The sequence below is a fragment of the Deinococcus ficus genome, from assembly GCF_003444775.1.
Taxonomy (GTDB): domain Bacteria; phylum Deinococcota; class Deinococci; order Deinococcales; family Deinococcaceae; genus Deinococcus; species Deinococcus ficus.
Genome location: NZ_CP021081.1, coordinates 778,640 through 800,918, shown reverse-complemented (window position 1 = coordinate 800,918; position 22,279 = coordinate 778,640). Strand labels below are relative to the sequence as shown.

Sequence of the window (22,279 nt, the reverse complement as noted above, 5' to 3'; positions counted from 1 at the left end):
AGCAGCCTGACACCCCCGGCGGGCCGGCCTTACTGCGGGTCCGGCGCCGGGTCGGCGGGGGGGCGGGGCACCTGGCGCTGCCCGAGCTGCTCGCCGGGCGCCGTCTCATTGCGGGTGCCGAGGTGCTGCACGGCGTAGCGGCCGATCACGTTGCTGCCCTCGGCCTCCGCGGCGGGCAGCAGGGCAGGGGTGAGGGGGTAGTGCACCTCGTACACGGCGGTGTCGTAGGCGCTTTTCACCGCGGCGTGCAGCAGCCCCGGGGCGGTCGCCTCGGGCGCGCCGGGCGCGAGGGTCACGGTGCGGACCAGCACGATGGGCCGGTCGCCCTGCCAGACCGGCTGGGCCAGCACGAAGCCCTGCGCCACGCCCTGCTCGTCCTCGGCGAGGAAGGAGTGCTCGCTGCGCTCGTAGAACTTCAGGGCGGGAAGGCTGGTGTTCAGCCGGCCCTCGCGTTCCCGGTCGGGCCGGGTGTCGAACTCGGGGTCGGCGTGGCGTTGCGCGGCGAGGTCCAGGGCCTGCATGACCCCGTAATCGCGTTCGGTGAAGGAGCGGTAGGACTGCATGCGGTCAGGCTACTCCACCCCCAGACCGGTCTGGGGGCGCCCGGTCAGCGGGCCGGGCGGTCCAGCAGGGCCAGGGTGTCGGCCAGAGGCGGCATGGCGGCCTGCGCGCCGGGCCGGGTGCAGGCCAGCGCGGCGGCCGCGCCGGCCACCGCCAGCGCGCGTTCCAGACCCTCGCCGTGCGCGAGGCGGGCGGCGAGCGTGCCGCAGTAGGTGTCGCCGGCGCCGGTGGTGTCCACCACGGTGACGTTCAGGGCCGGCTGGATGTGGGTGTGGGCGGCGGTCACGGTGACGCTGCCGTGCGCGCCCAGCGTGACGGTCACGGTGTCCGGGCCCTGACCGGCCGGGGCCAGCAGGCTGCGGGCGGCCGCGGCGATGTCGGCCGAGCCGGCCTGCCGGGGCAGGTGCGCGGTAGCCGGCAGCACGGCGGCGAGTTCGTGCTCGTTCACGATCAGGTGGTGGGTGTGCGCGAGGAGGTCCGGGTCGGCGCCGCGGGCGGGCGCGGCGTTCAGCAGCACCCTCACCCCGGCGGCGTGCGCGCGCCGGGCGGCCTCGCGGGTGACTTCGGGCGTGAGTTCCTGTTGCAGCAGCAGGGTGTGGGCGGCCCCGAGGTCCGCGGGCAGGTGCGTGGCCGCGAGGTGCAGGTTCGCGCCGCTGGCGACCGTGATGGCGTTCTCCCCGTCCCCGGCGACGGTGATGAGGGCCAGGCCGGTGGGCGCGGGCGCGGTGGTCAGGCCGTTCAGGTGCACGCCGGCGGCCTGCAGGCCCTCCAGGGCGGGGGCGCGGAAGGGGTCGTCGCCCACCGCGGCGATCAGGGTGACGTGCGCGCCGGCCTGGGCGGCGGCGACGGCCTGGTTGGCGCCCTTGCCGCCGGGGCTGACCTGGGCGTGGTCGCCCAGGACGGTCTCGCCGGGGCGGGGGATGCGGGGGGCCTGGACGGTCAGGTCGGCGTTCACGCTGCCGATGACCAGCACCTGGGGCGGGGAGGCCGTCATGCGTGCAGTGTGCCACCTGCGAGGGCCTGCAGAGCGGGCCGCCGTGGAAAAACCCGTGCAGGAGGGGAAGCACGGGCTGGGTTCGGGTGGGTGTCTTGCAACCCGGGACCCCGCCCTTATACTTGGTTCAATTTCACTCATCTCCAGCCCATGTCCCTGCCCGTCTGCACACCGGCTGCTGCCCCGTCCTCCCCCACCCCACCTGCCGCGCCCGTCCCCTCGTCCGCCGAGCCGCCCCCGTCCCGCCGCCGTGCCGAGCTGCCCCGCGCCCAAGGAGTCCCCATGACCACCACCGCCCACCCCCGCCCCTGGCTGGCCCACTACGAGCCGGGCATCCCCCACGACTTCCAGCCCAGCGGCCGCACGCTGCCGCAACTGCTGGAACAGGCCGCCAAGCACCATCCGGACCGCGTGGCCCTGGACTTCCTGGGCCGCACCACCAACTACCGCGAGCTGTGGTTCCAGGTGCAGCGGTTCGCGCACGCCCTGCAGAAACTCGGCGTGCAGCCCGGGGAGCGCGTGGCGGTCATGCTGCCCAACACCCCGCAGTTCGTGGTGAGTTTCTACGCGGTGCTGCTCGCGGGTGGCGTGGTCGTGAACACCAGCCCGCTGTACACCCCGCACGAACTCGAGCACCAGTTGAAGGACAGCGGCAGCGAGACGCTGATCATGCTGGATTCCTTCTACCCCCGCTACGCGGAGGTGCAGGAGCGCGTGCCGGTGCGGCGCGTGATCGTGACCGGCATTCAGGACGCCCTGCCCTTCCCGAAGAACAAGCTCTACCCCATCAAGGCCCGCAAGGACGGCATGTGGGTCAAGGTGCCCATCGGCGGGAAGGTGTTCAGCTTCACGCAGCTGCGCAAGAGCCAGCCGCCCATCCCGCAGCCGGCGGCCGTCACCCCCGGCGACGTGGCGCTGCTGCAGTACACGGGCGGCACGACCGGCGTGCCCAAGGGCGCCATGCTCACGCACGAGAACCTCGTGTCGAACGCCGAGCAGTGCCGCATGTGGATGTCCGACCTGAGAGAAGGCCAGGAGGTCACCATGGCCGCCATACCGTTCTTCCACGTGTACGGCATGACGGTCAGCATGAACCTCAGCGTCATGACCGGGGCGACCATGGTGCTGGTGCCCAACGCCCGCGACATCAAGATGGTCCTCACGCAGATCGCCCGCACGAAAGCCACGCTGTTCCCGGGCGTGCCCACGCTGTACAACGCCATCAACAACCACCCGGACCTCGCGCGGCACGACGTGACCAGCATCCGCGCGTGCATCAGCGGGTCCGCGCCGCTGCTGCTGGAAACCTCCCGCAAGTTCAAGGAGATCACGCACGGCGCGAACCTCGTGGAGGGCTACGGCCTGACCGAGACCAGCCCGGTCACGCACGTGAACCCCATCTTCGGCGAGCAGCAGGAAGGCAGCATCGGCCTGCCGGTGCCCGGCACCGACGCCCTGATCATGGACGACGCCGGGCAGCCGGTCGCGCAGGGGGAGATCGGGGAGCTGTGGGTGGCGGGGCCACAGGTCATGAAAGGCTACTGGCAGCGCCCGGACGAGACCGACAAGACCATTCGGGACCTGGACGGCAAGCGCTGGCTGCTGACCGGCGACATGGCCCGCATGGACGAGAAGGGCTACTTCCAGATCGTGGACCGCAAGAAGGAACTGATCATCGCCGGCGGGTACAACATCTACCCCCGCGAGGTGGAGGAAGTGCTGATGACCCACCCGGCCGTGCTGGAAGCGGCGGCGGTGGGCATCCCGGACACGTACCGCGGCGAGAGCGTGCACGCCGTCGTGGCCCTCAAGCCCGGCATGCACGTCACGGAAAAGGAGATCATCGCGCTGTGCCGCGCGGAGCTCAGCGCGTACAAGGCCCCCCGCAGCGTGGAATTCCGCAGTGAACTGCCCAAGACGGCGGTCGGGAAGATCCTGCGCCGCCAGCTGGCGAAGGAAGCCGCCGAGCGCCGCAGCGCCGCGAACAGCGCCGACTGAGCGCCGGGCGCCGGCCCTCACCGCCCCCCGGCGCGCCTGCCGGCGTCAGGATGTGGTGAGGGCCGGTGCTTTATCATGCCGGGCATGGCGTACACCATCCTCGTCGCAGATGATGAACCGGCAATCCGGACCATGCTGGAGGTCATCCTCTCGGCGGACGGCCATGAGATCACCGCGGTGCCCGACGGCCGGGCGGCCCTGGAGTACCTCAAGGACCACACGCCCGACGCGCTGCTGCTGGACGTCAAGATGCCCCACATGGACGGCTTCGAGATCTGCTCGCGCGTCAAACGCGTCCGGCGCCTGCAGCAGACGCCGGTGCTGCTCCTGACCGCCCAGGACGACGACCAGACCCGCGACCACGCCAAACTGGTCGGCGCGGACGACATCGTGTACAAGCCCCTGTCCGGCAAGAACCTGCGCGCCCGCATCACCCAGCTGATCCAGGCCCGCCGCCCGGCCCAGTGACGGCCGCCCCCATGCGCGCCGGCCCCCCCCACCCGCTTTCCGGCTTCCTGCCCGCCGCCCGCCTGCCGGGGGGCGTCCCGAGGTTCACCGCTTGATCTTCCTCGTCCGTTTCCTGAAATTCCTGCTTTCCCTGCTGATCGCCGCGCTGGTCGCCGGACTGGGCGTGGCCGCCACCTACGGCCTGAAATGGACCCGTGAACTGCCCGACTACCGCGAACTGGACAGCCTGACCCGGTCCATGGGCAGCGAGACGAAGGTGTACGCGCGCGACAACACCCCGCTGGGCACCCTGATTCCCAAGGTCGGGGACCAGCGCATCAGCCGCACGCTGGTCACGCTGGACGAGATCAGCCCCTACATGATCGCCGCCCTGGTCGCCAACGAGGACCGGCGCTTCTTCGAGCACTACGGCATGGACCCCTACGGCTTGGCCCGGCAGTTCCGGCGCCTGTCGCAGGGCGAGGACGTGCAGGGCGGCTCGACCCTCACCAACCAGCTCGTGAAGAACACCCTGCTGCTGGAGGAATACCAGCAGGCCCGCACGCCCGACCGCAAGCTCAAGGAATGGATGCTGAGCGTGCAGGTCGAGCGCAGCTTCACCAAGGAAGAGATCCTCCAGAACTACCTGAACACCATCTACTGGGGAGACGGCGGGCCGGTGGAACTGTACGGCGTGGCCTCCGCCGCGCAGGCGTACTTCCGCACCACCCCGAAAAACCTGACGCTGGCGCAGGCCGCGTACCTGACCATCCTGGTGCCCCGCGCCCGCCGCTACGAGGACTACGCCGCCGTGCGCCCCCTGATAAAGACCCTGCTGGGCCGCATGGTCGAGGACCAGTGGATCACCCAGGCGCAGGCCGACGCCGCCTGGAAGGAAAACCTGCAGCCCCGCGGCTGGCAGGTCAAGTACGACGCGCAGGGCGGGATCGTCAGCGCGAAACTGGTGGACCGCACCGCGAAGGAACTCAAGGCCGTGACCACCACCCGCGCCCCGCACTTCGTCGCGCAGGTCGAGCAGGAACTCGTGCGGCGCTTCGGGCAGGACAAGGTCTACGGCTCCGGCGGCCTGCGCGTGTACACCACCCTGAACCCCAAGGTGCAGAACGCCGTGGAAACCGCCAGCCGCGAGGCGACCGGCCTGCCCTTCGGCGCCACGCTGGCGGCCGTGGTCGTGGACCCGGGCACCAGCGAGGTGCTGGGCATGATCGGGCAGAAACTCCAGGGCAGCGCCCCGCCCGCCGACTGGAACAACGCCGCGCAGGGCCAGCGGCAGATCGGCTCGACCATCAAGCCCATCCTGTACACCACCGCCCTCTCCACCGGCCTGACCCAGGACCACCGCGAGGACGACAAGCCCGTGAGCTTCCCCTGCCCGGTCGGGTGCAAGAACGGCCGCTACGAACCGAAGAACTTCGAGGGTGCCACCACCTACCGCGAGATGACCATCCGCGAGGCGCTCGACCGCTCCCTGAACCTCGTGACCGTGCGCCTCGCCGACCGCATCGGCGTGAACAAGCTCTTCGACAAACTGCGCGCCATGGACATCCCCCCCAACGACGGCACCGGCCTCGCCGCCGCGCTGGGCGCCGTGGAAACCACCCCCGTGAAGATGGCGGCCGCCTACGCGCCCTTCGTGAACGGCGGGCTGTACCGCGCGCCCCGCTACATCGACCGGGTCACCACCGCCCGCGGCGAGGTGCTGTACGACGCCGCCACCGACCCCGTGCGCCCCAAACGCATCTGGACGCCGCAGGTGGCCTTCCAGGGCCTGGACATGATCCGCGGCGTGGTGAACGACCTGACCGAAGTGCAGGGCGGCCTGGCCGGCCGCGCCAAGTTCGGCGAGTGGCCGGTCGCCGGGAAGACCGGCACCAGTAACGGCCCCAAGGACTTCTGGTTCGTGGGCACCACGCCCGTGTACACCGGCGCCGTGTGGGTGGGCAAGCAGCAGGGCGGTGACATGCCCGTGAACTACTACTCCGGGTACGTGAACGCCCCCATCTGGCGGCGCATGATGGAACTCGCGCACCAGGGCATGCCCGTGCGGCAGTTCAGCGAACCGCCCGGCATCTACTACGCCGACGCGCCCGACCCGCAGTTCCTCCCGAACGTGAAACTGGCGTTCATCGAGCGGCGCTACTGGAACTACGACAGCACGATTGACGCCAGCGCCCCCCCGCCCGTGCAGTACCGCGAGAGCCGCTACGCTCAGGGCGCCTCGGATCCCAGCACCGTGATCATTGGCCTGGACCGCACCACCAACCGCATGGCGACCGAGTTCACGCCGCCCGAGAACGTCGTGAAGCGCCGCGTGCAGATCAGCGAACTGCCCGCCTACGCCCCGGACCCCAAGCCGGCGCCCCTCACGGACCAGCAGCCGGACCCGGCCGCCGTGAAGGCCGTGCGCAACCAGGGCACCGCCACGCCCGCCCCGAAGCCTGCGCCCCTGACACAGCCGTAAGGTCCCCTCACGTGCAGTTCCGGCCGCCGCTTCCTTGCCAGGGGCGGCGGCTGGCGCTTCTCCTGGCCCTTGCGCGGCTCTCACGGGGCGGTCATGACAGGCGCCGGGCCGGCGCGGCATCATCCGGCCATGACCCGAGCCGCCCGCGCGCCCATCGTGTCCCTGCTGCTGGCCCTGACCCTGCTGGGCCTCAGCCCGGCCAGCGCCCTCGTCCGCCTGGGGGAACCGCTGCCCGCGCACCCCTGGACGGCCGCCGAGCGCGAACTGGTCGTGGTGTACAGCCACGACTGCGGCGACCTGGGCGACCTGTGGAACGCCGTGCTGCGCAGCGGCCTGCCGGTGCGGGCCGTGAACGCCGAGGCGGTGCTCACGCCCGCGCCCGGCGGCCTGAAACCCTGGCGCGGCCCGGACGCCACGGCCTTCGCGCGGGCGCTGCGGGTGGGCACGTACCCCACGGTGCTGCTGGTGCAGCAGGGCCGCGTCCTGAACGCCTGGGAGGGTGACTTCACGGGTGAACTGGGCCTGGACCGCCTGAACTGACCGCGGCCGGGCGGGGGGCGCCCGTCCCCTTTCCGCTTCGCGCGTCCCTGTATGCTCCGGGTATGGTTTCGTCGTCTGCACCGTCGCTCACGGTGGCGTTTCTGGCCGGTCTGGTGTCCTTCCTGAGTCCCTGCGTGCTGCCGCTGGTGCCCAGCTACCTGGGCGTGCTGGGCGGCGCGAAGGCGCCCTGGTCGCGGGCGCTGGGGTTCATCGCCGGGTTCGGGCTGGTGTTCATCGCGCTGGGTGCCACGGCCAGCAGCGTGGGCGCCCTGCTGGCCCCGCAGAAGGTGCTGCTGGGGCAGATTTCCGGAGCGCTGATCGTGTTCTTCGGACTGGTGATGCTGGGCGTGGTGCGCTTCCCGTGGCTGATGCGCGACACCCGCGCCCTGGCGGACGCCGGCGGGTACGGCCCGGTGGCGCTGGGCGCGGCCTTCGCGTTCGGGTGGAGCCCCTGCCTGGGCCCGGCGCTGGGCAGCATCCTGGGCCTGGCGGCCAGCAGCGCCAGCCTGGGCCAGGGCGTGACGCTGCTGGCGGTGTACACGCTGGGACTGGCCGTGCCGTTCCTGCTGGCGGCGCTGGTGTGGGACCGCTGGAACCTGCGGCGCCTCAACCGCTTCGCCGGGGTGTTCGAGAAGGTGGGCGGCGTGGTCCTGATCGCGGTGGGCACCCTGATGCTCACGGGGCAGTTCACGCGGCTGGCGGCGTTCTTCCTGGAGGTCACGCCCGAATGGCTGAAGTTGTGAACGCCCCCCGGGCGGAAGACGCGGTTAACCAGGCGGGCGAGGCGCTGCAACTCCGGGACGTGTGGCTGCGGCTGGGCCGCGAGGTGATCCTGCGCGGCGTGACCCTGGACATCGGCGTGGGCGAGGGCGTGACCCTGCTCGGCGAGAACGGCGCCGGCAAGACCACGCTGCTGCGCCTGCTGGCCTCCACGCTGCGGCCCACCCGCGGCGAGGGCCGCGTGATGGGCTTCGACCTGCGTGACTCCCGCGCGGTGCGGGACTTCGTGCACGTCATGCCGGTGGACGGCGGGCTGTACCCGGACCTGACCTGCACCGAGAACCTCGCCTTCGCCGCGCGCATGCACGGGCACCCCGCCGACCCGGCCGCGGCGCTGCGGCGCGTGAACCTGGAAGCGGCCGCCGGGCGGCGCGTGCGCTTCCTCTCGGCCGGCATGCGCAAGCGGCTGGCGCTGGCGCGCGCCTGGATGCTGGCCCGGCCGGTCACGCTGGTGGACGAGCCCTTCGCGAACCTGGACGACGCGGGCCGCGCCCTGGTGCGCGACCTGCTGGGTGAGGTCCGCGCGGGCGGGGCGACCCTGGTGATCGCCGCGCATGAACCGGAGCTCGCGCGGGCCATCGCGCCGCGGGCGCTGTGGCTGGCCGGCGGGAAACTGAGCGAACTGGGCGCACAGCGGCCGGCGGTCCGGGCGTGAGAACCGCGCTGGAACTGGCCCTGAAGGACCTGCGGGTCACCGGCCGCACCCGGGACACGCTGCTGTCCACGGCGTTCTTCGCGGCTCTGGTGCTGCTGGTGCTGGGCCTCGCGCTGGGCGGGAACATGGGCCGCACCCTGGCGCAGTCGGCCGGCACGGCCGCCGGGGCGGTCTGGACGGCGCTGGCCCTGGCCGCGGCGGTGGGCGCGCAGCGGGCCTTCTCGCAGGAACAGGAGGCCGGCGCGCTGGAGCAGCTGACCCTGTACCCGGGCCCGCATGGGGCGCTGTACCTGGGCAAACTGCTGGGCGTGCTGGGCCCGCTGCTGCTGGTCGCCGCCCTGACCATGCCGACCGGGCTGATCCTGTTCGGCGCGGCCGGCGCGGGGCGGGCCCTGCCCTGGCCGGCGCTGCTGCTGGCCACCCTGCTGGGCGTGGTGGGCTTCGCGGCCGGCACCACCTTCTACGGCAGCATCACCGTCAGCCTGCGGGCCCGTGAGGCGCTGCTGCCGGCGCTGGCCTTCCCGATCCTGGTGCCCGTGGTGATCGCCAGCGTGCGCGCCACCACCGACCTGATCGCGTCCGGCTGGACCCCGGAGGTCACGACCTGGCTGACCTTCCTGACGGCCTTCGACGTGGGCACGGTGATCCTGGCGACCATGCTGTTCCCCTACGCCCTGGACGGCTGACAGTAGCGCCCCCACTCCCGGGATTCGACCGGCCCGGGCGCTGCCGCCGCAGAGGTGCCGCCCCCCTGCCTCCTCACGGAGAAATCGAGCACGCGGCCCTGAGCTGTCCCTGGCGGGACGGTCCGGGGTGTCCGGGTCACTCCGGGCCATGCGTCACCTTGAATCCTGAGCCCGGTGCAGCAGAATAGAGGCACGATGAACAAGGACCGCATAACGACCTCCCTCGGCGGCGTCACGCTGCTGCTCGTGCTGGTGAGTCTCGGCATGGGCGTGACCGCCCCGCTGGACGAGAACCAGGGCTCGCTGGTGCGCCTGATGTTCGTGCACGTGCCCGCCGCGTGGCTGAGTTACCTGGCGTACATCGGCACGGGGCTGTTCGGGCTGCTGTACCTGGTGCAGCGGCAGCGGCGCTGGGACCGCCTGGCGATGGCCAGCGCGGAGATCGGCGTGGTGTTCACCCTGGCGACCATCGTGGGGGGGATGCTGTGGGCCAAACCGACCTGGGGGGCGTACTGGGTGTGGGACGCGCGCCTGACGACCACCGCGCTGAGCCTGGTGGTGTACGGCGGATACCTGCTGATCCGCAGCTTGATCGACGATCCGGAAAAACGCGCCCGGATCGCGGCGGTGGTGGGCATCGTGGGCACGCTGTACGTGCCGATCAACTACATGGCCGTGGAGTGGTGGCGCGGCGTGCACCAGACGCAGACCGTGAAGCTGCTGGGCGGCCTGCGCTTTGACGCCTCGCCCATCTACGGCGTGACGCTGCTGGTGGCGACGGTGGCCTTCAGCCTGCTGTACTTCTACCTGCTGCGCGTGCGGGGCATCCTGGCGGCGCGGGAAGAGGCGAAAGAGGAACGGGAACTGATGCAGGACCTGAACGGGGCGGACGCCCTGGGGGTGGCTCGTGGATAAGTACAGCGGGTACGTGATCATCACCTACGTGGTGACGCTGGGGTTGCTGGTGGCCTACCTGGTGTGGATGTGGCTGCGCCTCAAAGCCCTGAAAGACGAGGGGGCGCCTCTGCCTGAGGACGGCCGAAGATGACCGGGCCGCTTCCCACGCCCGCGCCGCTGCCGCAGGCCCGGCGCCGGAAGAAGAACCCCGTACCGGCCGTGCTGGGGCTGGTGGCCCTGGCGGGCCTGACCGGGTACATCGCGTTCGGGAACATGAGCCGCAGCCTGGAGTACTTCGTGACGCCCAGCGAGTACCAGCAGCAGCACGCGGAGTTGCAGGGCCGCGCCATCCGCATCGGCGGGCTGGTCAAGGACGTGCAGTACAACACGCAGACCCTGGACCTGAAATTCAGCGTGACGGACGGCACCGCCACCTTCCCGGTGCAGTACCACGGGGCGGTCAGTGACCTGTTCAAGGAAGACCAGGGCGTCGTGGTGCGCGGGCAGTTCGAGGGCGAGACCTTCCATGCCAACGAGCTGATCGTGAAGCACAGCGAGGAGTACAACGTGCCCAAGACGCAGGCCGAACTCAAGGACATGCTGAAGAAAGCCGAATGAACGAGCCGACCACCCCCTCCCCCACCCCGGCCGCGCCGCGCGCCGGCCTGCGGCGTTACCTGCCGCCCCTGTTCGCCGCGAGTCTGGTGGCCCTGCTCGGGTACGCCCTGCTGAAACCCGCCAGTGACACGACCACCGGCGGCGTGCTCGTCGGGCGGGAAGCGCCGGCCTTCGCGCTGACCACCCCGGAAGGCCAGAACGTGACCCTGGCCGCGTTGCGGGGCCGGCCGGTCGTGCTGAACTTCTGGGCGTCGTGGTGCGACCCGTGCCGGGAGGAAGCGCCGCTGTTCAACGCCCTGAACGCCCAGGCCCGCCCGGACGGTCTGGCGGTGGTGGGCGTGCTGTTCCAGGAACCGAAACTGGACGCCGCGAAACGCTTCGCGCAGCAGTACGGCCTGAACTACCCGCATCTCCTGGACCCGCGCGCCGCGACCGCCATCGATTACGGCGTGTCCGGCATTCCCGAGACGGTCTTCATCGACCCGCAGGGCGTCATCCGGCACATCGACCGCGGCGGGCTGGACCTCGCGCGCCTGAACGCCGGGCTGGGCACCATCGGCGTGCCGGCCCTGAAGGAGGGCGCGCTGTGAATGGCGAGCCCGCCCCGGACCCCAGGGGTGACCGGCCGGCCGGCGCGCGCCGGGTGCGGGTGACGCGGCGGTCCCTGCTGGAGCACTGGTGGGTGGTACCGGTGGCGGGCACGGTGGGGGCCTTCGGGTACATGGGCTGGTACGCGTCGAACGTGACCTTCAACAAGCGCCGCCCGGGCCGCACGGCGTTCCAGGCGGTGGCCGCGCAGCGCGTCGCCGCCCTGGCCGACCTGCAGGAGGACTGGGCGGAGGTGGAGTTCACGTACGACGGCCGGCCCTGCACGCTGCTGCGGGTGCCGCGCGCCACCCCGGGCGGCCTGGTGGTCCCGGCGGCGGGCGGCGAGGTGCCGCTGGCGGCGTTCTCGCGCATATGCACGCACCTGTCCTGCCCGGTGAACCTGATCCGGGACCAGGAGGTCATGGCGTTCGCGTTCAACTACCGGCCGCCGCCCGCGGACCGGCACCCGCAGCTGGGCTGCCGCTGTCACTACAGCATCTTCGATCCCCTCAAGGGCGGGGAGGCGGTGTTCGGGAAGGCGACCCTGCCGCTGCCGCGCGTGCAGCTGGAGGTGCGCGGCGGGGACGTGTACGCCACCGGCATCGAGCCCGCGCCGACCCCCTCGAACTGAGGTGCGGCGGTGACTCCAGAGACGGTGACCCTGACGCGGGGGGACGTGACGGCCGCGTCCGAGGTGCTGACGGCCACGGCCGCCGCCCTGATCGCGCGCGGGGAGGACTTGTGGCCGCTGGAGAGCCTCACGCCAGCGAGGTTGCTGCGGCACTACCCCGCCCCGGACTGGCGGGTGGCGTGGGCGGCGGGCCGGCCGGTGGGGGCCTACGTGCTGCTGGACGCGGACCCGCTGTTCTGGCCGGACGCCCCGCCGGGCGAGGCGCTGTACCTGCACAAGCTGGCCGTACACCCGGACGTTCAGGGACAGGGCGTGAGCGGCCGGCTGCTGCGGCAGGCCGTGCAGGAAACGGCCGGGCGGAAGCGGCCGTTCCTGCGGCTGGACACGGCCAGCGCCCGGCCGCGCCTGCGGGCCGTGTACGAGCGCTTCGGGTTCCGGCACGTGGGCGAGCGGGTGGTGCGGGCGTGGCCGGTGAGCCTGTACGAGTACCCGGTCTCCTGAGGCGGGGCCGGCCGGGGCGGTAAGCTGCCGCATGACCCCCGACGCCCCGCCGGTTCCGCTGCCCGTGATCGTGAGTGCCGGGGAGGCCCTGACGGACCTCGTGACGGCCGGCGGGAACGCCTGGACGGCGCATCCGGGCGGGGCCGGCTGGAATGTCGCGCGGGCCTGCGCGCGGCTGGGCGTGCCCTCGGCCTTCGCGGGCGCGGTCGGGCAGGACAACTTCGGGGAGGACCTGTGGCGCGCGTCAGCCGGCGCGGGCCTGGACCTGCGCTTTCTGCAGCGGGTGCCGCAGCCGACGCTGCTGGCCGTCGTGTACGCCACCGACCCGCCCGCGTACCGCTTCCTGGGGGAGAACAGCGCGGACCTGCACTTCGACCCGGCCCGGCTGCCGGGCGGCTGGCTGGGCGCGGCGCGGTGGCTGCACCTGGGCGGCATCAGCCTGAGCCGCCCGCCACTGGCCGGCACGCTGCTGACCCTGATGCGCGAGGCGCGGCGGGCCGGCGTGCGCGTGAGTTTCGACCCGAACGCCCGCAGCACGCACCGCGACCCGGCGTACCCGGCGGTGTACCGCGAGGTGATGGCGGCCGCGGACCTGATCAAGCTGAGTGACGAGGACCTGCGCTTCTTTCACCCGGACCGCTCCGAGGCGGACGCCCTGCGGGACGTGCGCGGCATGAACGCCCGCGCGCCCCTGGTGGTGACGCGCGGGGCGGCCGGCGCGACCCTGTACCACTCGGCCGGGCGGGTGGACCTGCCGGCCCCGGCCGTGCGCGTGGTGGACACCGTGGGCGCCGGGGACGCGCTGTGCGCGGGCCTGCTGGTCAGCGCGGTGGAACGCCCGGGGGCGCTGTGGACCGAGCACCTGCGGCTGGGGCTGCGGGCCGCGGCGGCCGCCTGCGCGCACGCGGGGGCGTACGCGCCCACCCGCGCCGACCTGGGGCTGGAGGGCACCACCTCGGATTGAGGGCCGGCCTTCAGGCGTGGACGAGGACGGCCTCGTCCTCCTCGACCATCAGGGCCAGGAAGGCGGCGACCATGTCCGGGTCGAACTGCCGGCCCGACTGCGCGCGGATCTCGGCCAGGGCCCGGGTCCGCGTCCAGGCGGCCTTGTAGGGCCGGGCGCTGGTCAGGGCGTCGAAAACGTCCACGATGGAGAACAGGCGCGCCGTGGCGGGAATGCTCGCGCCGCTCAGCCCGGACGGGTACCCGGTGCCGTCCCAGCGTTCGTGGTGGAAACGCACGAGGTCCAGCGTCTCGGCGGGCAGGAAGTGCAGGTCCTGCAGCATGTCGTACCCGAGCACGCTGTGGCCCTGGATCACGCGGCGTTCCTCGGGCGTGAGGGGGCCGCGTTTGTGCAGGATGCCGTCGGGAATGGCAAGTTTCCCGAGGTCGTGCAGGTACGCGCCCCAGCGCAGCGCCTGCACCTGCTCTTCCGTCCAGCCCAGCAGCCGCGCGAGGCGCACGCTGAGGGCCACGACCCGCAGGGTGTGCCCGCCGGTGTCGTCGTCGCGCTGTTCCAGGGCGGCGCCCAGGGAGCGCAGGGTGAGTTCGTTCGCGTCCCTGAGGTCCCGGATGGCCTGCCACTGCCCCAACTGCGCGCCCAGCAGCCGCGCGAAGGACTCGATCACGTTGATCTCCTGCTCGTCGAAGGGGCGGTTCTCGGGGCGGGTGAGGATCAGCACGCCCAGCTGGATGCCGGAGTGCCCGTGCACGTACACCACGTGCTCCTGCACGCGCTGCGTGGACCGGAGCAGCCGCAGCGCCTCGCCGGACACCCAGTGGTCGGCCTCGACGCCGTGGCTGTCCCCGGTGCCGGGGTGGATGGGGCGGTCCAGCAGCGGTTCGTACGCGCCGCGGGCGGCGAGGATGTGCGGCGTGCCGCGCCGGTACGCGATGAAGGCGATGTTCGGCGCGACCTGCAGGTGGTCCAGGGTGCTCACGCCGGCGCGGATGATGGCGTCGGCGTCGCGCGCCTCAGAGAGGGTGCGGCTGCCGTCTTTCAGCGCGCCGAGCACCTTGCGGCGCATGTCGCGCTCCCGGCGGTGGGTGTGGTCGCGGTGCAGGAACAGCAGCAGGGCGGCGGCGGCCAGCAGCAGGCCCAGCAGGTCCGCGAGCGGCAGGGTCATGCCGGTCAGGGTGCTGGACGCCGCGAAGATCAGGGGCGCGACCAGCAGCGGCACGAACCGGAAGGGCGCGCTGAGCGTGGAGGTCGCGAAGGACAGCAGCACCGTGCCGGCGGCGATCAGCCCGCCGGAGCCGAGGCCCGCACCGACCATCAGAATCCCGACGGAGGCCGCGAACAGGGCGTAAAGCCACGGTTGTGCGCTGGACACGCGCGAAGTGTAGCACCTGCACGTTTCCCGAAGTCTGATTTTGCGCGTGTCACAGGCGGCACCGGCCCACGCGCTCAGGGGGCCGGTGCGCCGGGCGGGAAGAGGGTCAGGCGGGCTGCAGCTCCAGGATGCGGTTGCGGGCGTCCACCAGCACCACCTTCGGTTCCAGCGTCCGGGCTTCCTCCTCGGTGAAGTTCCCGAACGCCGCGATGATCACCATGTCACCGGGGCGCATCAGGTGCGCGGCGGCGCCGTTGATGCCGATCACGCCGCTGCCGCGCGGGCCGCTCAGAGCGTAGGTGTGCAGGCGGTTGCCGTTGGTGATGTTCCAGATGTCCACCTTCTCGTTCACCAGGATGTCCGCTGCGTCGAGCAGGTCCTGGTCGATGGTCACGCTCCCGACGTAATCCAGGTCGGCCTGGGTCACGGTCGCGCGGTGAATCTTGGACCTGAACATGATGCGTTCCACGGTCAGGCATTGTACGCGCCGGCCGGGAAGGAAAGAAGCGCGCGCGGACAATTGCAGGGGAACGGTCAAGGCCGGGCGTCCCGCACCGCCGGTTCCTGTTGCGTGAGGCTTCAGGATTCCGGCAGGGTGCCGTCCACGAACACCGTCTTCTGATCGGTGTAGTGCACCTGCCCGGCCGGGGCGCCCCGCGGTTTCCACACGTGCTTGATGCGGGTGTAGTCCACCGGCACGTTGCTGCTGCCGCGCGCCTTGCTGTGCGTGGCCGCCAGCCGCGCCGCGTACAGAATGTCCGGCGGCGCCAGCTCCCGCCCGCCGCTGCGCACCAGCACGTGGCTGCCCGGGTACCCCTGCGCGTGAAACCAGTAGTCCAGGGATTTCCCGATCCGGTGCGTCAGGGTGGCGTTCTCCTTGTTGTTCCGCCCGACCAGCACCTCATGCCCGCCGGGCGTGATGAAGCGCATGCCGTACGCGCTCTTCTCCGGGCGTTCCTGCTGCAGCTGCGCGCTCAGGGCCTCCAGGGCGCCCAGGTCGGCGCTGTCCAGGTCCGCGAGGCGCGCCTCGGCGTCGTGCAGGTCGCGGCGCAGCACGTCCTCCCGCTCGGCGAGGCGCAGGTACACCTCCTCGCGCCGCCGCGCCCGGGTGTAGCGCTTCTCGGCGTTCTGCAGGGCGGTCAGCTGCGGTTCCAGGCTCACCGGGCGGGGGCCGCTGCCGTCGAAGGCGGGCAGGGTCACGCTGACCTCCCCGGTCTTCACGTCGTGCGCGTACGCCATCAGCAGGTCGGCTTCCTCGCGGTCCACGGCCGCCGCTTCCAGGCCCTGCTCGGCGCGGGTCACGTCCGCGAGCTGGTTGCGCAGCAGCGTCACGCGCTTTTCCAGCGGTTCGCGCAGGGCCTTGCGCAGCGCCGCGGCCTTTTCCGTGCGGGCGGCCTCGCGGGCGCCCTGTTCCATCACGCCCTCGCTCACGGTCGGGTCGGCCACCAGGGACTGCACGGCCTCCAGCACCCGCGGCCACGCGTCGCCGGGCACGTCTCCGGACGTCAGGTGGGCGCGGCGGGCCAGTTCGGCCCCCAGCAGCGGGCCCAGGCCGTCCAGGTGTTCACGCCAGCGGCCCACCGGCACCTGTTTCAGCGCCTGCGCCTGCTCCGGCGTCAGCGAGCGCGGGTCCAGCTTCTCGTACGGCGGCGGCGGCGTGTACGTGCCCCCGGTGCGGATGGTGCGGAAGCGGTTACGGCTGCCGGTGACCTCCCGCGCGGCCATCACGATCCGCCCGGCGAAGCCCTCCCCTTCCGGCAGGACCAGCACGTTCGCGTTGCGGCCCGTCACCTCGAACAGCAGCCGGGTGGGCGCCTGATCCACGAACCCCGACTCGCCGCCGAAGTGCAGCAGCACCACCCGGTCCAGCTTCAGCTGCTCCACGCGCAGCAGGTCGCCCCGCACGCGCGCCGCGAGGAAGCGCTGGAAGGGGCTGCGCGGCTCGCCCCGCAGCCGCTCCCGGGATACGAACAGGACCGGCTGCGGCGGCCGGTACGACAGCACCAGGTTCCCCACCCCGTCGATCAGCAGCGCGGCGGTCGTCTCGTCCGGGAACACCCACCCCAGCGTCCGCGCGGGCAGCAGGGGCTCCAGGTCACGCAGCACGCGCGCCAGCATCAGCCCTTCCACGCGGCACCTCCTTCACACGGGAAAAGTTCGGCGGACCAGACAGTCATCCGGTGATCCTACGTCATCCTCCCCTTCCCTCCGCCAGACGGCGGATCAGGGCGCGTTCTCGCCCGCGCCTTCCAGCGCCGCGTGCAGGTCCTCCAGCGCCCGGCGGGCCTGCGCCAGCCGCTCGGGAGGGAGGTGCCCGAAGTGCTCGTCCACCACCCGTTCGGCCACCTCCCGCACCCGCTCGCGCCGCCGCTCCCCTTCCGGCGTGAGGCGCAGCTCGAAGCGCCGCAGGTCCACCGGGTCGGCCGCGCGCACGATCAGGCCCATCTCCACCAGTTTGCCCACGATGCGCGACACCGTCGGCGCCGGCAGGCTCTGCCGCGCCGCCACGCCGCCCGGCGTCTGCGCGCCGTCCATCACGGCGGCCAGGACCAGCAGTTCCTTGACGTTCAGGCCTAGTTCGGAGAGCAATGGTTCGTCCAGCGCCCGCCGGAAGCGCCGCGAGAGCCGCAGCGTCAGCCGCACGACCTCACCCAGGTCGGAAGTCCCGCCCGCGCCCGCCGAGCCTGAAGAGTTCACACCCAGACGTATCCCACGCGGCGGGGGTGCAGGTCAAGTGAGCACCGTGAACCTCCGGGCGCGTCGCCAGTATGCCGGGGGTTCAGGGTGCTCCAGATTGCGCTCAGTGCAGCGGGACGTGGCCGGGGAAGCCGAGCACGTAGTCCAGCAGATCGCCGACCATGGCGCTGGCGGTGACCATGCCGCCGGCGCCGCCCCCGGCGAAGATCAGGCTGCCGCTTTCCTCGCCCTCGTACACCAGGGCGTTGCGGCCGGCGCCGGCGTTGCACAGGGGGTGGTCGTGCGGAAGGCTGCGGGGGGCGACGGTGGCCTGCCACTGGCCGCCCTCCTGGTGCAGCTCACCCACGAGCTTGATGTGTTCCCCCCGGGCGCGGGCGGCCTGGACGTCCTCCAGGGTGACGTGTTCGATGCCGGTGACCTGCACGTTCTCGTAGGCGTAGTTGCCGTCGGCGCTGAAGCGGGCCAGGACGGTGAGCTTGTGCGCGGTGTCGAAGCCCCCGACGTCCAGGGTGGGGGGGTCCTCGGCGTACCCGAGGGCCTGCGCCTCGCTGAGGGCCTGGGCGTACTCCTTGCCCTGTTCCATCTGGGTGAGGATGAAGTTGCAGGTGCCGTTCAGGGTGGCGAGCAGGCCCTTGAAGGTGCTGGCGCGCAGGACGGTGCTCATGGGCCCGATGACGGGCGTGCCGGCCATGACGCTGGCCTCGTAGTACAGCTTGCCGTTCAGGGCGTACTCGCGCAGTTCGTCCCAGCGTTCGGCGAGCAGGGCCTTGTTCGCGGTGATCAGCGGCCGGCCGGATTTCAGGTAGGGCCGCAGCAGGCCCAGCGGCCGGTCGATGCCGCCCATGCATTCGATGACGACCTCGGACTGCTGCAGGAAATCGCAGGTGTCGGTCAGGGGGGTACCTGCGGGGACGTTGCGGGCCTTGGTGAGGTCGCGCACGAGCACGCCGGAAATCTCGATGTTCACGCCGATGTCGCTGAAGATGTCGCGGCGGCGCTGAATGAGGGTGAGGACGTCCTGGCCCACGGTGCCACTGCCGAGCACGCCCACGGTCACGGTTCGCATCCGCCCAGCGTACCGGCTGCCGCCCCCGGGCGCGCGGGCCCTGCTATACGCGCCCGGGGGGGCGGGTCAGGTGTGAGGCGCGTGGAGTGTCCCTTCAGGGTGGGCGCGTGGGACGGGCAGTACACTGCACTCATGTTTCCTGTGTCGATCCTGACTGTGCTGTGCGGTGGTCCGCCGGGCGAGTCGCCCGGCCGGGCGTTGTCGAGTGGACGTGGGGGGCCGTGCCCGGCCCCGGCTGGGCATGCCCGGCCGGGGGGCGCGGGGCCTGCCGTGAGGTTCCGTTCTCGTGCCGTTCGCAAGACACTGATCGCTCAGATCCCCGGTGTTGGCTGCGACACGCGGTCATGAGCGGGCGGCTCGCCGAACTGGCGGCCGAGTTCAGCATGGTGGAGCGGGCGCTGGGGGACCCGGCGGCCCTGGCGGACGGCCGGGCGTACGCGCGCCTGACCCGCCGCCACCGGGAGCTGCTGCCGCTGGTCACGCTGCTGCGCGAGCAGGAAGCGCGGGTGTCCGACCTGCGGGGCGCGCGGGAACTGCTGGACGACCCGGACATGCGGGACCTGGCGCAGGGGGAGGTGCAGGCCCTGACGGCCCGGCTGGCCGAGATCGAATCGGAGCTGGAGGTGCTGCTGCTGCCCACCGACCCGGACGACGTGAAGGACGTGATCCTTGAACTGCGGGCCGGGGCGGGCGGCGCGGAGGCCGGGCTGTTCGCGGTGGACCTGCTGCGCATGTACACCCGCTACGCGGAGGGCGCGGGCCTGAAACTGAACGTGCTGGACGCCAGCGAGTCGGACCTGGGCGGCGCGAGCAAGGTCGTGGCGGAGGTCACGGGGGAGTTCGCGTTCCGGGCGTTCAAGTGGGAGCGGGGCGTACACCGCGTGCAGCGCGTGCCGGCCACGGAATCCCAGGGCCGCATTCACACGAGCACCGTGACGGTGGCCGTGCTGCCCGAAGCGGAGGAAGGCGAGGTGCAGCTGGACCTGTCGGAGGTCCGCATCGACGTGTTCCGGTCGCAGGGCGCGGGCGGTCAGGGCGTGAACACCACCGACTCGGCGGTGCGGGCGGTGTACCGGGCGGGCACGCCGGACGAGATCGTGGTGGTGTGCCAGGACGGCCGCTCGCAGATCAAGAACCGCGAGAAGGCGCTGCTGGTGCTGGCGTCCCGGCTGGCGGAGCGGGAGCGGGCGGCGCGGGAGGAACGCGAGCGGACGGAGCGGGCCTCGCAGGTGGGCAGCGGGGACCGCAGCGAGAAGATCCGCACGTACAACTACCCGCAGAACCGCGTGACGGATCACCGCCTGGAAGGCGACGCGAAGAATCACCCGCTGGACAGCGTGATCGCGGGCGGGCTGGCGCCGGTGGTCGCGGCGCTGGCGCGGGACGAGCGGGAGCGGCAGCTGCTGCAGATGGCCGCGCAGGACGGCGGGGGGCAGTATGGCGCGGCGTGACCTGCTGGTCGCGGCCGGCATCCTGAAAGACCGCTTCGGGCGGGTGCTGCTGGTCGGGAACGACTGGCAGGGGCACGGCAGGGTGCGGTACACCCTGCCGGGCGGGGTGGTGGAGTCCGGCGAGACGCTCCCGGAGGCGCTGTACCGCGAGATCTACGAGGAGACCGGCCTGAAGCTCACCGGCATCCGGCACATGGCGTACACCATGCACATTGAGGACGAGCGGCGCGGGGAGCGGGCGATCGCGGTGGCGTTTGAGGCGACGTGGGAGGGCCTGCTGAACCCCAGCGACCCGGACGGTTTCATCGTGGAGGCGAAGTTCTGCTCGGTGGAGGAGGCGCTGGAGAAGCTGGATTCCCCGCCCATGCGGGAGCCGCTGAGCGATTACCTGCACACTGGCGAACCAGGGCGCTTCTATGCCTTCAAGGGCTGGGATGGCCGCGGCGGCCTGCGGATTCCCGCACTGAAACGCACCTGAGCGCCACTCCAGGGGAACGCGCCGCCAGGGGCGCGGCGGCGCGTTCCCCTGGCCGGGCTGGACTTCCGGCGGGGGTCGGGTATGCTGGGCGCAACGGTTCCGGGTTGCCCGGCGTTCGGTGTTCGTTCTTTCAAAGGATTGCTTTCGTTGCGTCGCTAACCCCAGTCAGATCGGCTTGAAGCCACGTCCCCGCCCCGCGTGGGGGACGGCTCGCCCGCTGGGGGTTACTTGTGCTGTTGCGTGCTGTTGGGGTCGCCCGTGTGTACGGCGACCGGACAATTTTTGATGATGTGAACGTGGAACTCGGGGCTGGCGACCGCCTGGCCCTGATCGGAGAGAACGGCAGCGGGAAGAGCACGCTGCTGCGCCTGCTGGCCGGGCTGGACGCCCCGGACGCCGGAACCTTGATCCGGGCGGGGCGGGTGGCGTGGCTGGCGCAGCACGCAGACCTGCCGGCCGGCACGGTGCTGGAGGCGGTCACACCGCCGGAGTTGCGCGGCGCCGCGTCGGCACTAGCGGCCGCGACGGACGCGCTGGGGAACGGGTCGGACGCCGCCCTGGACGCCTTCGCGCAGGCGGAGGAAACGTACCGGCTGGCCGGCGGGTACGAGTTCGAGGGCCGCGCCGCGGCGGTCCTGGCGGGCCTGGCCCTCCCGGCAGACCTGGGGGTGGGGGCGCTGTCGGGCGGGCAGATGCGGCGCGTGATGCTGGCGCGGCTGCTGCTGGCCCCGGCGGACGTGTTCCTGCTGGACGAGCCGACCAACCACCTGGACCTGGAGGGCGCGCAGTGGCTGGAAGGCTGGATCCGGGCGTCCGGCGCGGCGTTCGTGCTGGCCAGTCACGACCGGGCGTTTCTGGATGCCGTGGCGACCGGCACGGCCGAGCTGGAGCGTGGGCACCTGAGCGTGTACCCGGGGGCGTACTCGGCGGCGATGGACCTGAAGGCCACGCTGCGGGAGGCGCAGGAACGGGATTACGCGGCGTACCGCCGGAAGCGCGCTGCGCTGGACGAGGAGATGCAGCGTCAGGCCAGCATGGGCGGGGTGAAGGAAAACCGCCGGCGCGCCACGGACAGCGACAAGTTCCGCTCGACCTTCAAGGCGGAGCGCAACCAGCAGGTGTTCGCCAGCCGGGCCAGGGCCATGCAGAAGCAGATTGACCGTCTGGACGCGCATGCTGTGGACAAACCCTTCCAGGACCGGCGGCTGGTGCGCCTGGACCTGCCGCCCGCCCTGCCCGGTCCGGCCGAGGTGCTGACCGTGCGGGACCTGGGCGTGGTGCGGGGGGAGCGCGCGGTGCTGGACGGCGTGAGCCTGCACGTGCGGCGCGGCGACCGGATCGCGCTGGTGGGGCCGAACGGCGGGGGCAAGAGCACGCTGCTGCGGGCCCTGCTGGGCGAGCTGCCGCATGGCGGCGAGGTCCGCTGGGGGCCGGGGCTGACGCGCTACGTGGCCGGGCAGCACGGCGAGGAACTGCGCGGCTTGGAGACGGTGGGGGACGCGCTGCTGCACGCGAACGCCGGCCTGAGCCCGCACCAGCTGCACGAGGTGGCGGCGCAGGTGGGCCTGCCCGGCCCGGCCTTCGCGCTGTCCGGGCTGTCGGGCGGGCAGCGCACGCGGCTGAGCCTGGCGCGCCTGAACGTGACGCGGGCGCAGGTGCTGGTGCTGGACGAGCCGACCAACCACCTGGACATCCGCATGATCGAGGCGCTGGAGGCACTGCTGCTGGGCTTTGCGGGCACAGTGCTGCTCGCCTCGCACGACCGGTCCCTGATCGGGCGGGTGGCGACGCGCCGGTGGGAGGTGCAGGGCGGGCAGGTCACGGAGCTGGACCGGCCGGTGCCCGTGGCCTGACCGCGAGTCAAAACAGGCCGCCC

Annotated in this window: 24 protein-coding genes; 17 read left to right on the top strand and 7 right to left on the bottom strand. The window is 72.0% G+C overall.

Annotated features, from left to right (window positions below; translation table 11 throughout):
- Positions 1-29: 29 nt before the first annotated feature.
- Positions 30-563: a DUF1999 domain-containing protein gene (locus tag DFI_RS04005; RefSeq protein WP_051307460.1), complete on the bottom strand. Its 534-nt coding sequence runs from the start codon at positions 561-563 to the stop codon at positions 30-32.
- Between the two features lie 44 nt (positions 564-607).
- Complete coding sequence (locus tag DFI_RS04000) at positions 608-1,555, bottom strand: ribokinase (protein ID WP_027462036.1); 948 nt, start codon at positions 1,553-1,555, stop codon at positions 608-610.
- 282 nt (positions 1,556-1,837) lie between these two features.
- Between DFI_RS04000 and DFI_RS03995 the strand changes: the two genes are divergently transcribed.
- From DFI_RS03995 to DFI_RS03940, 14 genes are all read left to right on the top strand, one after another.
- On the top strand, positions 1,838-3,553 hold the full coding sequence (locus DFI_RS03995) for a long-chain-fatty-acid--CoA ligase (protein WP_027462035.1): 1,716 nt from the start codon (positions 1,838-1,840) through the stop codon (positions 3,551-3,553).
- A gap of 75 nt (positions 3,554-3,628) precedes the next feature.
- The gene (locus tag DFI_RS03990) at positions 3,629-4,021 is read left to right on the top strand and encodes a response regulator (protein ID WP_028305708.1); all 393 of its coding nucleotides are present in this window, start codon (positions 3,629-3,631) and stop codon (positions 4,019-4,021) included.
- A gap of 91 nt (positions 4,022-4,112) precedes the next feature.
- Positions 4,113-6,482, top strand: coding sequence for a transglycosylase domain-containing protein (locus DFI_RS03985; RefSeq protein WP_027462034.1), 2,370 nt, complete (start codon positions 4,113-4,115; stop codon positions 6,480-6,482).
- A 129-nt stretch (positions 6,483-6,611) separates the two neighbouring features.
- Entirely contained in the window at positions 6,612-7,022 is a 411-nt protein-coding gene (locus DFI_RS20095) for a hypothetical protein (protein WP_027462033.1), read from the top strand.
- 62 nt (positions 7,023-7,084) lie between these two features.
- Positions 7,085-7,765 (top strand): cytochrome c biogenesis CcdA family protein, encoded by a 681-nt coding sequence (locus tag DFI_RS03980; protein ID WP_022799969.1) that lies wholly within the window; start codon positions 7,085-7,087, stop codon positions 7,763-7,765.
- Complete coding sequence (locus DFI_RS03975; RefSeq protein WP_051307459.1) at positions 7,750-8,457, top strand: ATP-binding cassette domain-containing protein; 708 nt, start codon at positions 7,750-7,752, stop codon at positions 8,455-8,457. The genes DFI_RS03980 and DFI_RS03975 overlap by 16 nt, the downstream gene beginning before the upstream one ends.
- Complete coding sequence (locus tag DFI_RS03970; protein ID WP_027462032.1) at positions 8,454-9,143, top strand: heme exporter protein CcmB; 690 nt, start codon at positions 8,454-8,456, stop codon at positions 9,141-9,143. The genes DFI_RS03975 and DFI_RS03970 overlap by 4 nt, the downstream gene beginning before the upstream one ends.
- A gap of 195 nt (positions 9,144-9,338) precedes the next feature.
- On the top strand, positions 9,339-10,058 hold the full coding sequence (ccsA, locus tag DFI_RS03965; protein ID WP_022799972.1) for a cytochrome c biogenesis protein CcsA: 720 nt from the start codon (positions 9,339-9,341) through the stop codon (positions 10,056-10,058).
- Positions 10,051-10,191, top strand: a complete 141-nt coding sequence (locus DFI_RS20090; RefSeq protein WP_162899071.1) for a hypothetical protein — start codon at positions 10,051-10,053, stop codon at positions 10,189-10,191. Before ccsA ends, DFI_RS20090 begins: the two co-directional genes overlap by 8 nt.
- Entirely contained in the window at positions 10,188-10,658 is a 471-nt protein-coding gene (gene ccmE / locus DFI_RS03960) for a cytochrome c maturation protein CcmE (protein ID WP_022799974.1), read from the top strand. Before DFI_RS20090 ends, ccmE begins: the two co-directional genes overlap by 4 nt.
- A complete protein-coding gene (locus tag DFI_RS03955; protein WP_027462031.1) occupies positions 10,655-11,248 on the top strand; it encodes a TlpA disulfide reductase family protein in 594 nt (197 codons plus the stop codon). The genes ccmE and DFI_RS03955 overlap by 4 nt, the downstream gene beginning before the upstream one ends.
- On the top strand, positions 11,245-11,877 hold the full coding sequence (locus tag DFI_RS03950; RefSeq protein WP_244940309.1) for a Rieske (2Fe-2S) protein: 633 nt from the start codon (positions 11,245-11,247) through the stop codon (positions 11,875-11,877). Before DFI_RS03955 ends, DFI_RS03950 begins: the two co-directional genes overlap by 4 nt.
- Before the next feature lie 9 nt (positions 11,878-11,886).
- Complete coding sequence (locus DFI_RS03945) at positions 11,887-12,378, top strand: GNAT family N-acetyltransferase (protein WP_081425704.1); 492 nt, start codon at positions 11,887-11,889, stop codon at positions 12,376-12,378.
- Between the two features lie 31 nt (positions 12,379-12,409).
- On the top strand, positions 12,410-13,342 hold the full coding sequence (locus tag DFI_RS03940; protein WP_027462028.1) for a carbohydrate kinase family protein: 933 nt from the start codon (positions 12,410-12,412) through the stop codon (positions 13,340-13,342).
- Positions 13,343-13,352: 10 nt separating this feature from the next.
- Here the strand turns inward: DFI_RS03940 and DFI_RS03935 are convergent, their stop codons facing one another.
- The 5 genes from DFI_RS03935 to DFI_RS03915 all read right to left on the bottom strand — a co-directional run bounded on the left by DFI_RS03935 (position 13,353) and on the right by DFI_RS03915 (position 18,474).
- Positions 13,353-14,711, bottom strand: a complete 1,359-nt coding sequence (locus tag DFI_RS03935; protein WP_022799979.1) for an HD-GYP domain-containing protein — start codon at positions 14,709-14,711, stop codon at positions 13,353-13,355.
- A gap of 106 nt (positions 14,712-14,817) precedes the next feature.
- A complete protein-coding gene (gene panD, locus DFI_RS03930) occupies positions 14,818-15,180 on the bottom strand; it encodes an aspartate 1-decarboxylase (RefSeq protein ID WP_027462027.1) in 363 nt (120 codons plus the stop codon).
- 110 nt (positions 15,181-15,290) lie between these two features.
- A complete protein-coding gene (locus DFI_RS03925) occupies positions 15,291-16,841 on the bottom strand; it encodes an Rqc2 family fibronectin-binding protein (RefSeq protein WP_027462026.1) in 1,551 nt (516 codons plus the stop codon).
- A gap of 93 nt (positions 16,842-16,934) precedes the next feature.
- Complete coding sequence (locus DFI_RS03920; protein WP_027462025.1) at positions 16,935-17,408, bottom strand: MarR family winged helix-turn-helix transcriptional regulator; 474 nt, start codon at positions 17,406-17,408, stop codon at positions 16,935-16,937.
- Positions 17,409-17,511: 103 nt separating this feature from the next.
- Positions 17,512-18,474, bottom strand: coding sequence for a homoserine dehydrogenase (locus tag DFI_RS03915; RefSeq protein WP_027462024.1), 963 nt, complete (start codon positions 18,472-18,474; stop codon positions 17,512-17,514).
- Between the two features lie 344 nt (positions 18,475-18,818).
- Here DFI_RS03915 and prfA point away from each other — a divergent pair, with 344 nt between their 5' ends.
- The 3 genes from prfA to DFI_RS03900 all read left to right on the top strand — a co-directional run bounded on the left by prfA (position 18,819) and on the right by DFI_RS03900 (position 22,256).
- Positions 18,819-19,925: a peptide chain release factor 1 gene (prfA, locus tag DFI_RS03910; protein WP_027462023.1), complete on the top strand. Its 1,107-nt coding sequence runs from the start codon at positions 18,819-18,821 to the stop codon at positions 19,923-19,925.
- Positions 19,912-20,403 carry an NUDIX hydrolase gene (locus DFI_RS03905; protein WP_022799985.1) on the top strand — a complete coding sequence of 164 codons (492 nt, stop codon included), beginning with the start codon at positions 19,912-19,914 and terminating at the stop codon, positions 20,401-20,403. Before prfA ends, DFI_RS03905 begins: the two co-directional genes overlap by 14 nt.
- A gap of 296 nt (positions 20,404-20,699) precedes the next feature.
- Positions 20,700-22,256: an ABC-F family ATP-binding cassette domain-containing protein gene (locus tag DFI_RS03900; RefSeq protein WP_244940308.1), complete on the top strand. Its 1,557-nt coding sequence runs from the start codon at positions 20,700-20,702 to the stop codon at positions 22,254-22,256.
- Positions 22,257-22,279 lie beyond the last annotated feature (23 nt).

Coding starts and splice junctions, on each gene's coding strand:
- DFI_RS03990 (WP_028305708.1), top strand. CDS start 3,629: ATGCCGGGCATGGCGTACACCATCCTCGTCGCAGATGATGAACCGGCA.
- DFI_RS03915 (WP_027462024.1), bottom strand. CDS start 18,474: ATGCGAACCGTGACCGTGGGCGTGCTCGGCAGTGGCACCGTGGGCCAG.
- DFI_RS03955 (WP_027462031.1), top strand. CDS start 10,655: ATGAACGAGCCGACCACCCCCTCCCCCACCCCGGCCGCGCCGCGCGCC.
- DFI_RS03995 (WP_027462035.1), top strand. CDS start 1,838: ATGACCACCACCGCCCACCCCCGCCCCTGGCTGGCCCACTACGAGCCG.
- DFI_RS03975 (WP_051307459.1), top strand. CDS start 7,750: ATGGCTGAAGTTGTGAACGCCCCCCGGGCGGAAGACGCGGTTAACCAG.
- ccmE (WP_022799974.1), top strand. CDS start 10,188: ATGACCGGGCCGCTTCCCACGCCCGCGCCGCTGCCGCAGGCCCGGCGC.
- DFI_RS04000 (WP_027462036.1), bottom strand. CDS start 1,555: ATGACGGCCTCCCCGCCCCAGGTGCTGGTCATCGGCAGCGTGAACGCC.
- DFI_RS03940 (WP_027462028.1), top strand. CDS start 12,410: ATGACCCCCGACGCCCCGCCGGTTCCGCTGCCCGTGATCGTGAGTGCC.
- DFI_RS20095 (WP_027462033.1), top strand. CDS start 6,612: ATGACCCGAGCCGCCCGCGCGCCCATCGTGTCCCTGCTGCTGGCCCTG.
- prfA (WP_027462023.1), top strand. CDS start 18,819: ATGAGCGGGCGGCTCGCCGAACTGGCGGCCGAGTTCAGCATGGTGGAG.
- DFI_RS03905 (WP_022799985.1), top strand. CDS start 19,912: ATGGCGCGGCGTGACCTGCTGGTCGCGGCCGGCATCCTGAAAGACCGC.
- ccsA (WP_022799972.1), top strand. CDS start 9,339: ATGAACAAGGACCGCATAACGACCTCCCTCGGCGGCGTCACGCTGCTG.
- DFI_RS04005 (WP_051307460.1), bottom strand. CDS start 563: ATGCAGTCCTACCGCTCCTTCACCGAACGCGATTACGGGGTCATGCAG.
- DFI_RS03980 (WP_022799969.1), top strand. CDS start 7,085: ATGGTTTCGTCGTCTGCACCGTCGCTCACGGTGGCGTTTCTGGCCGGT.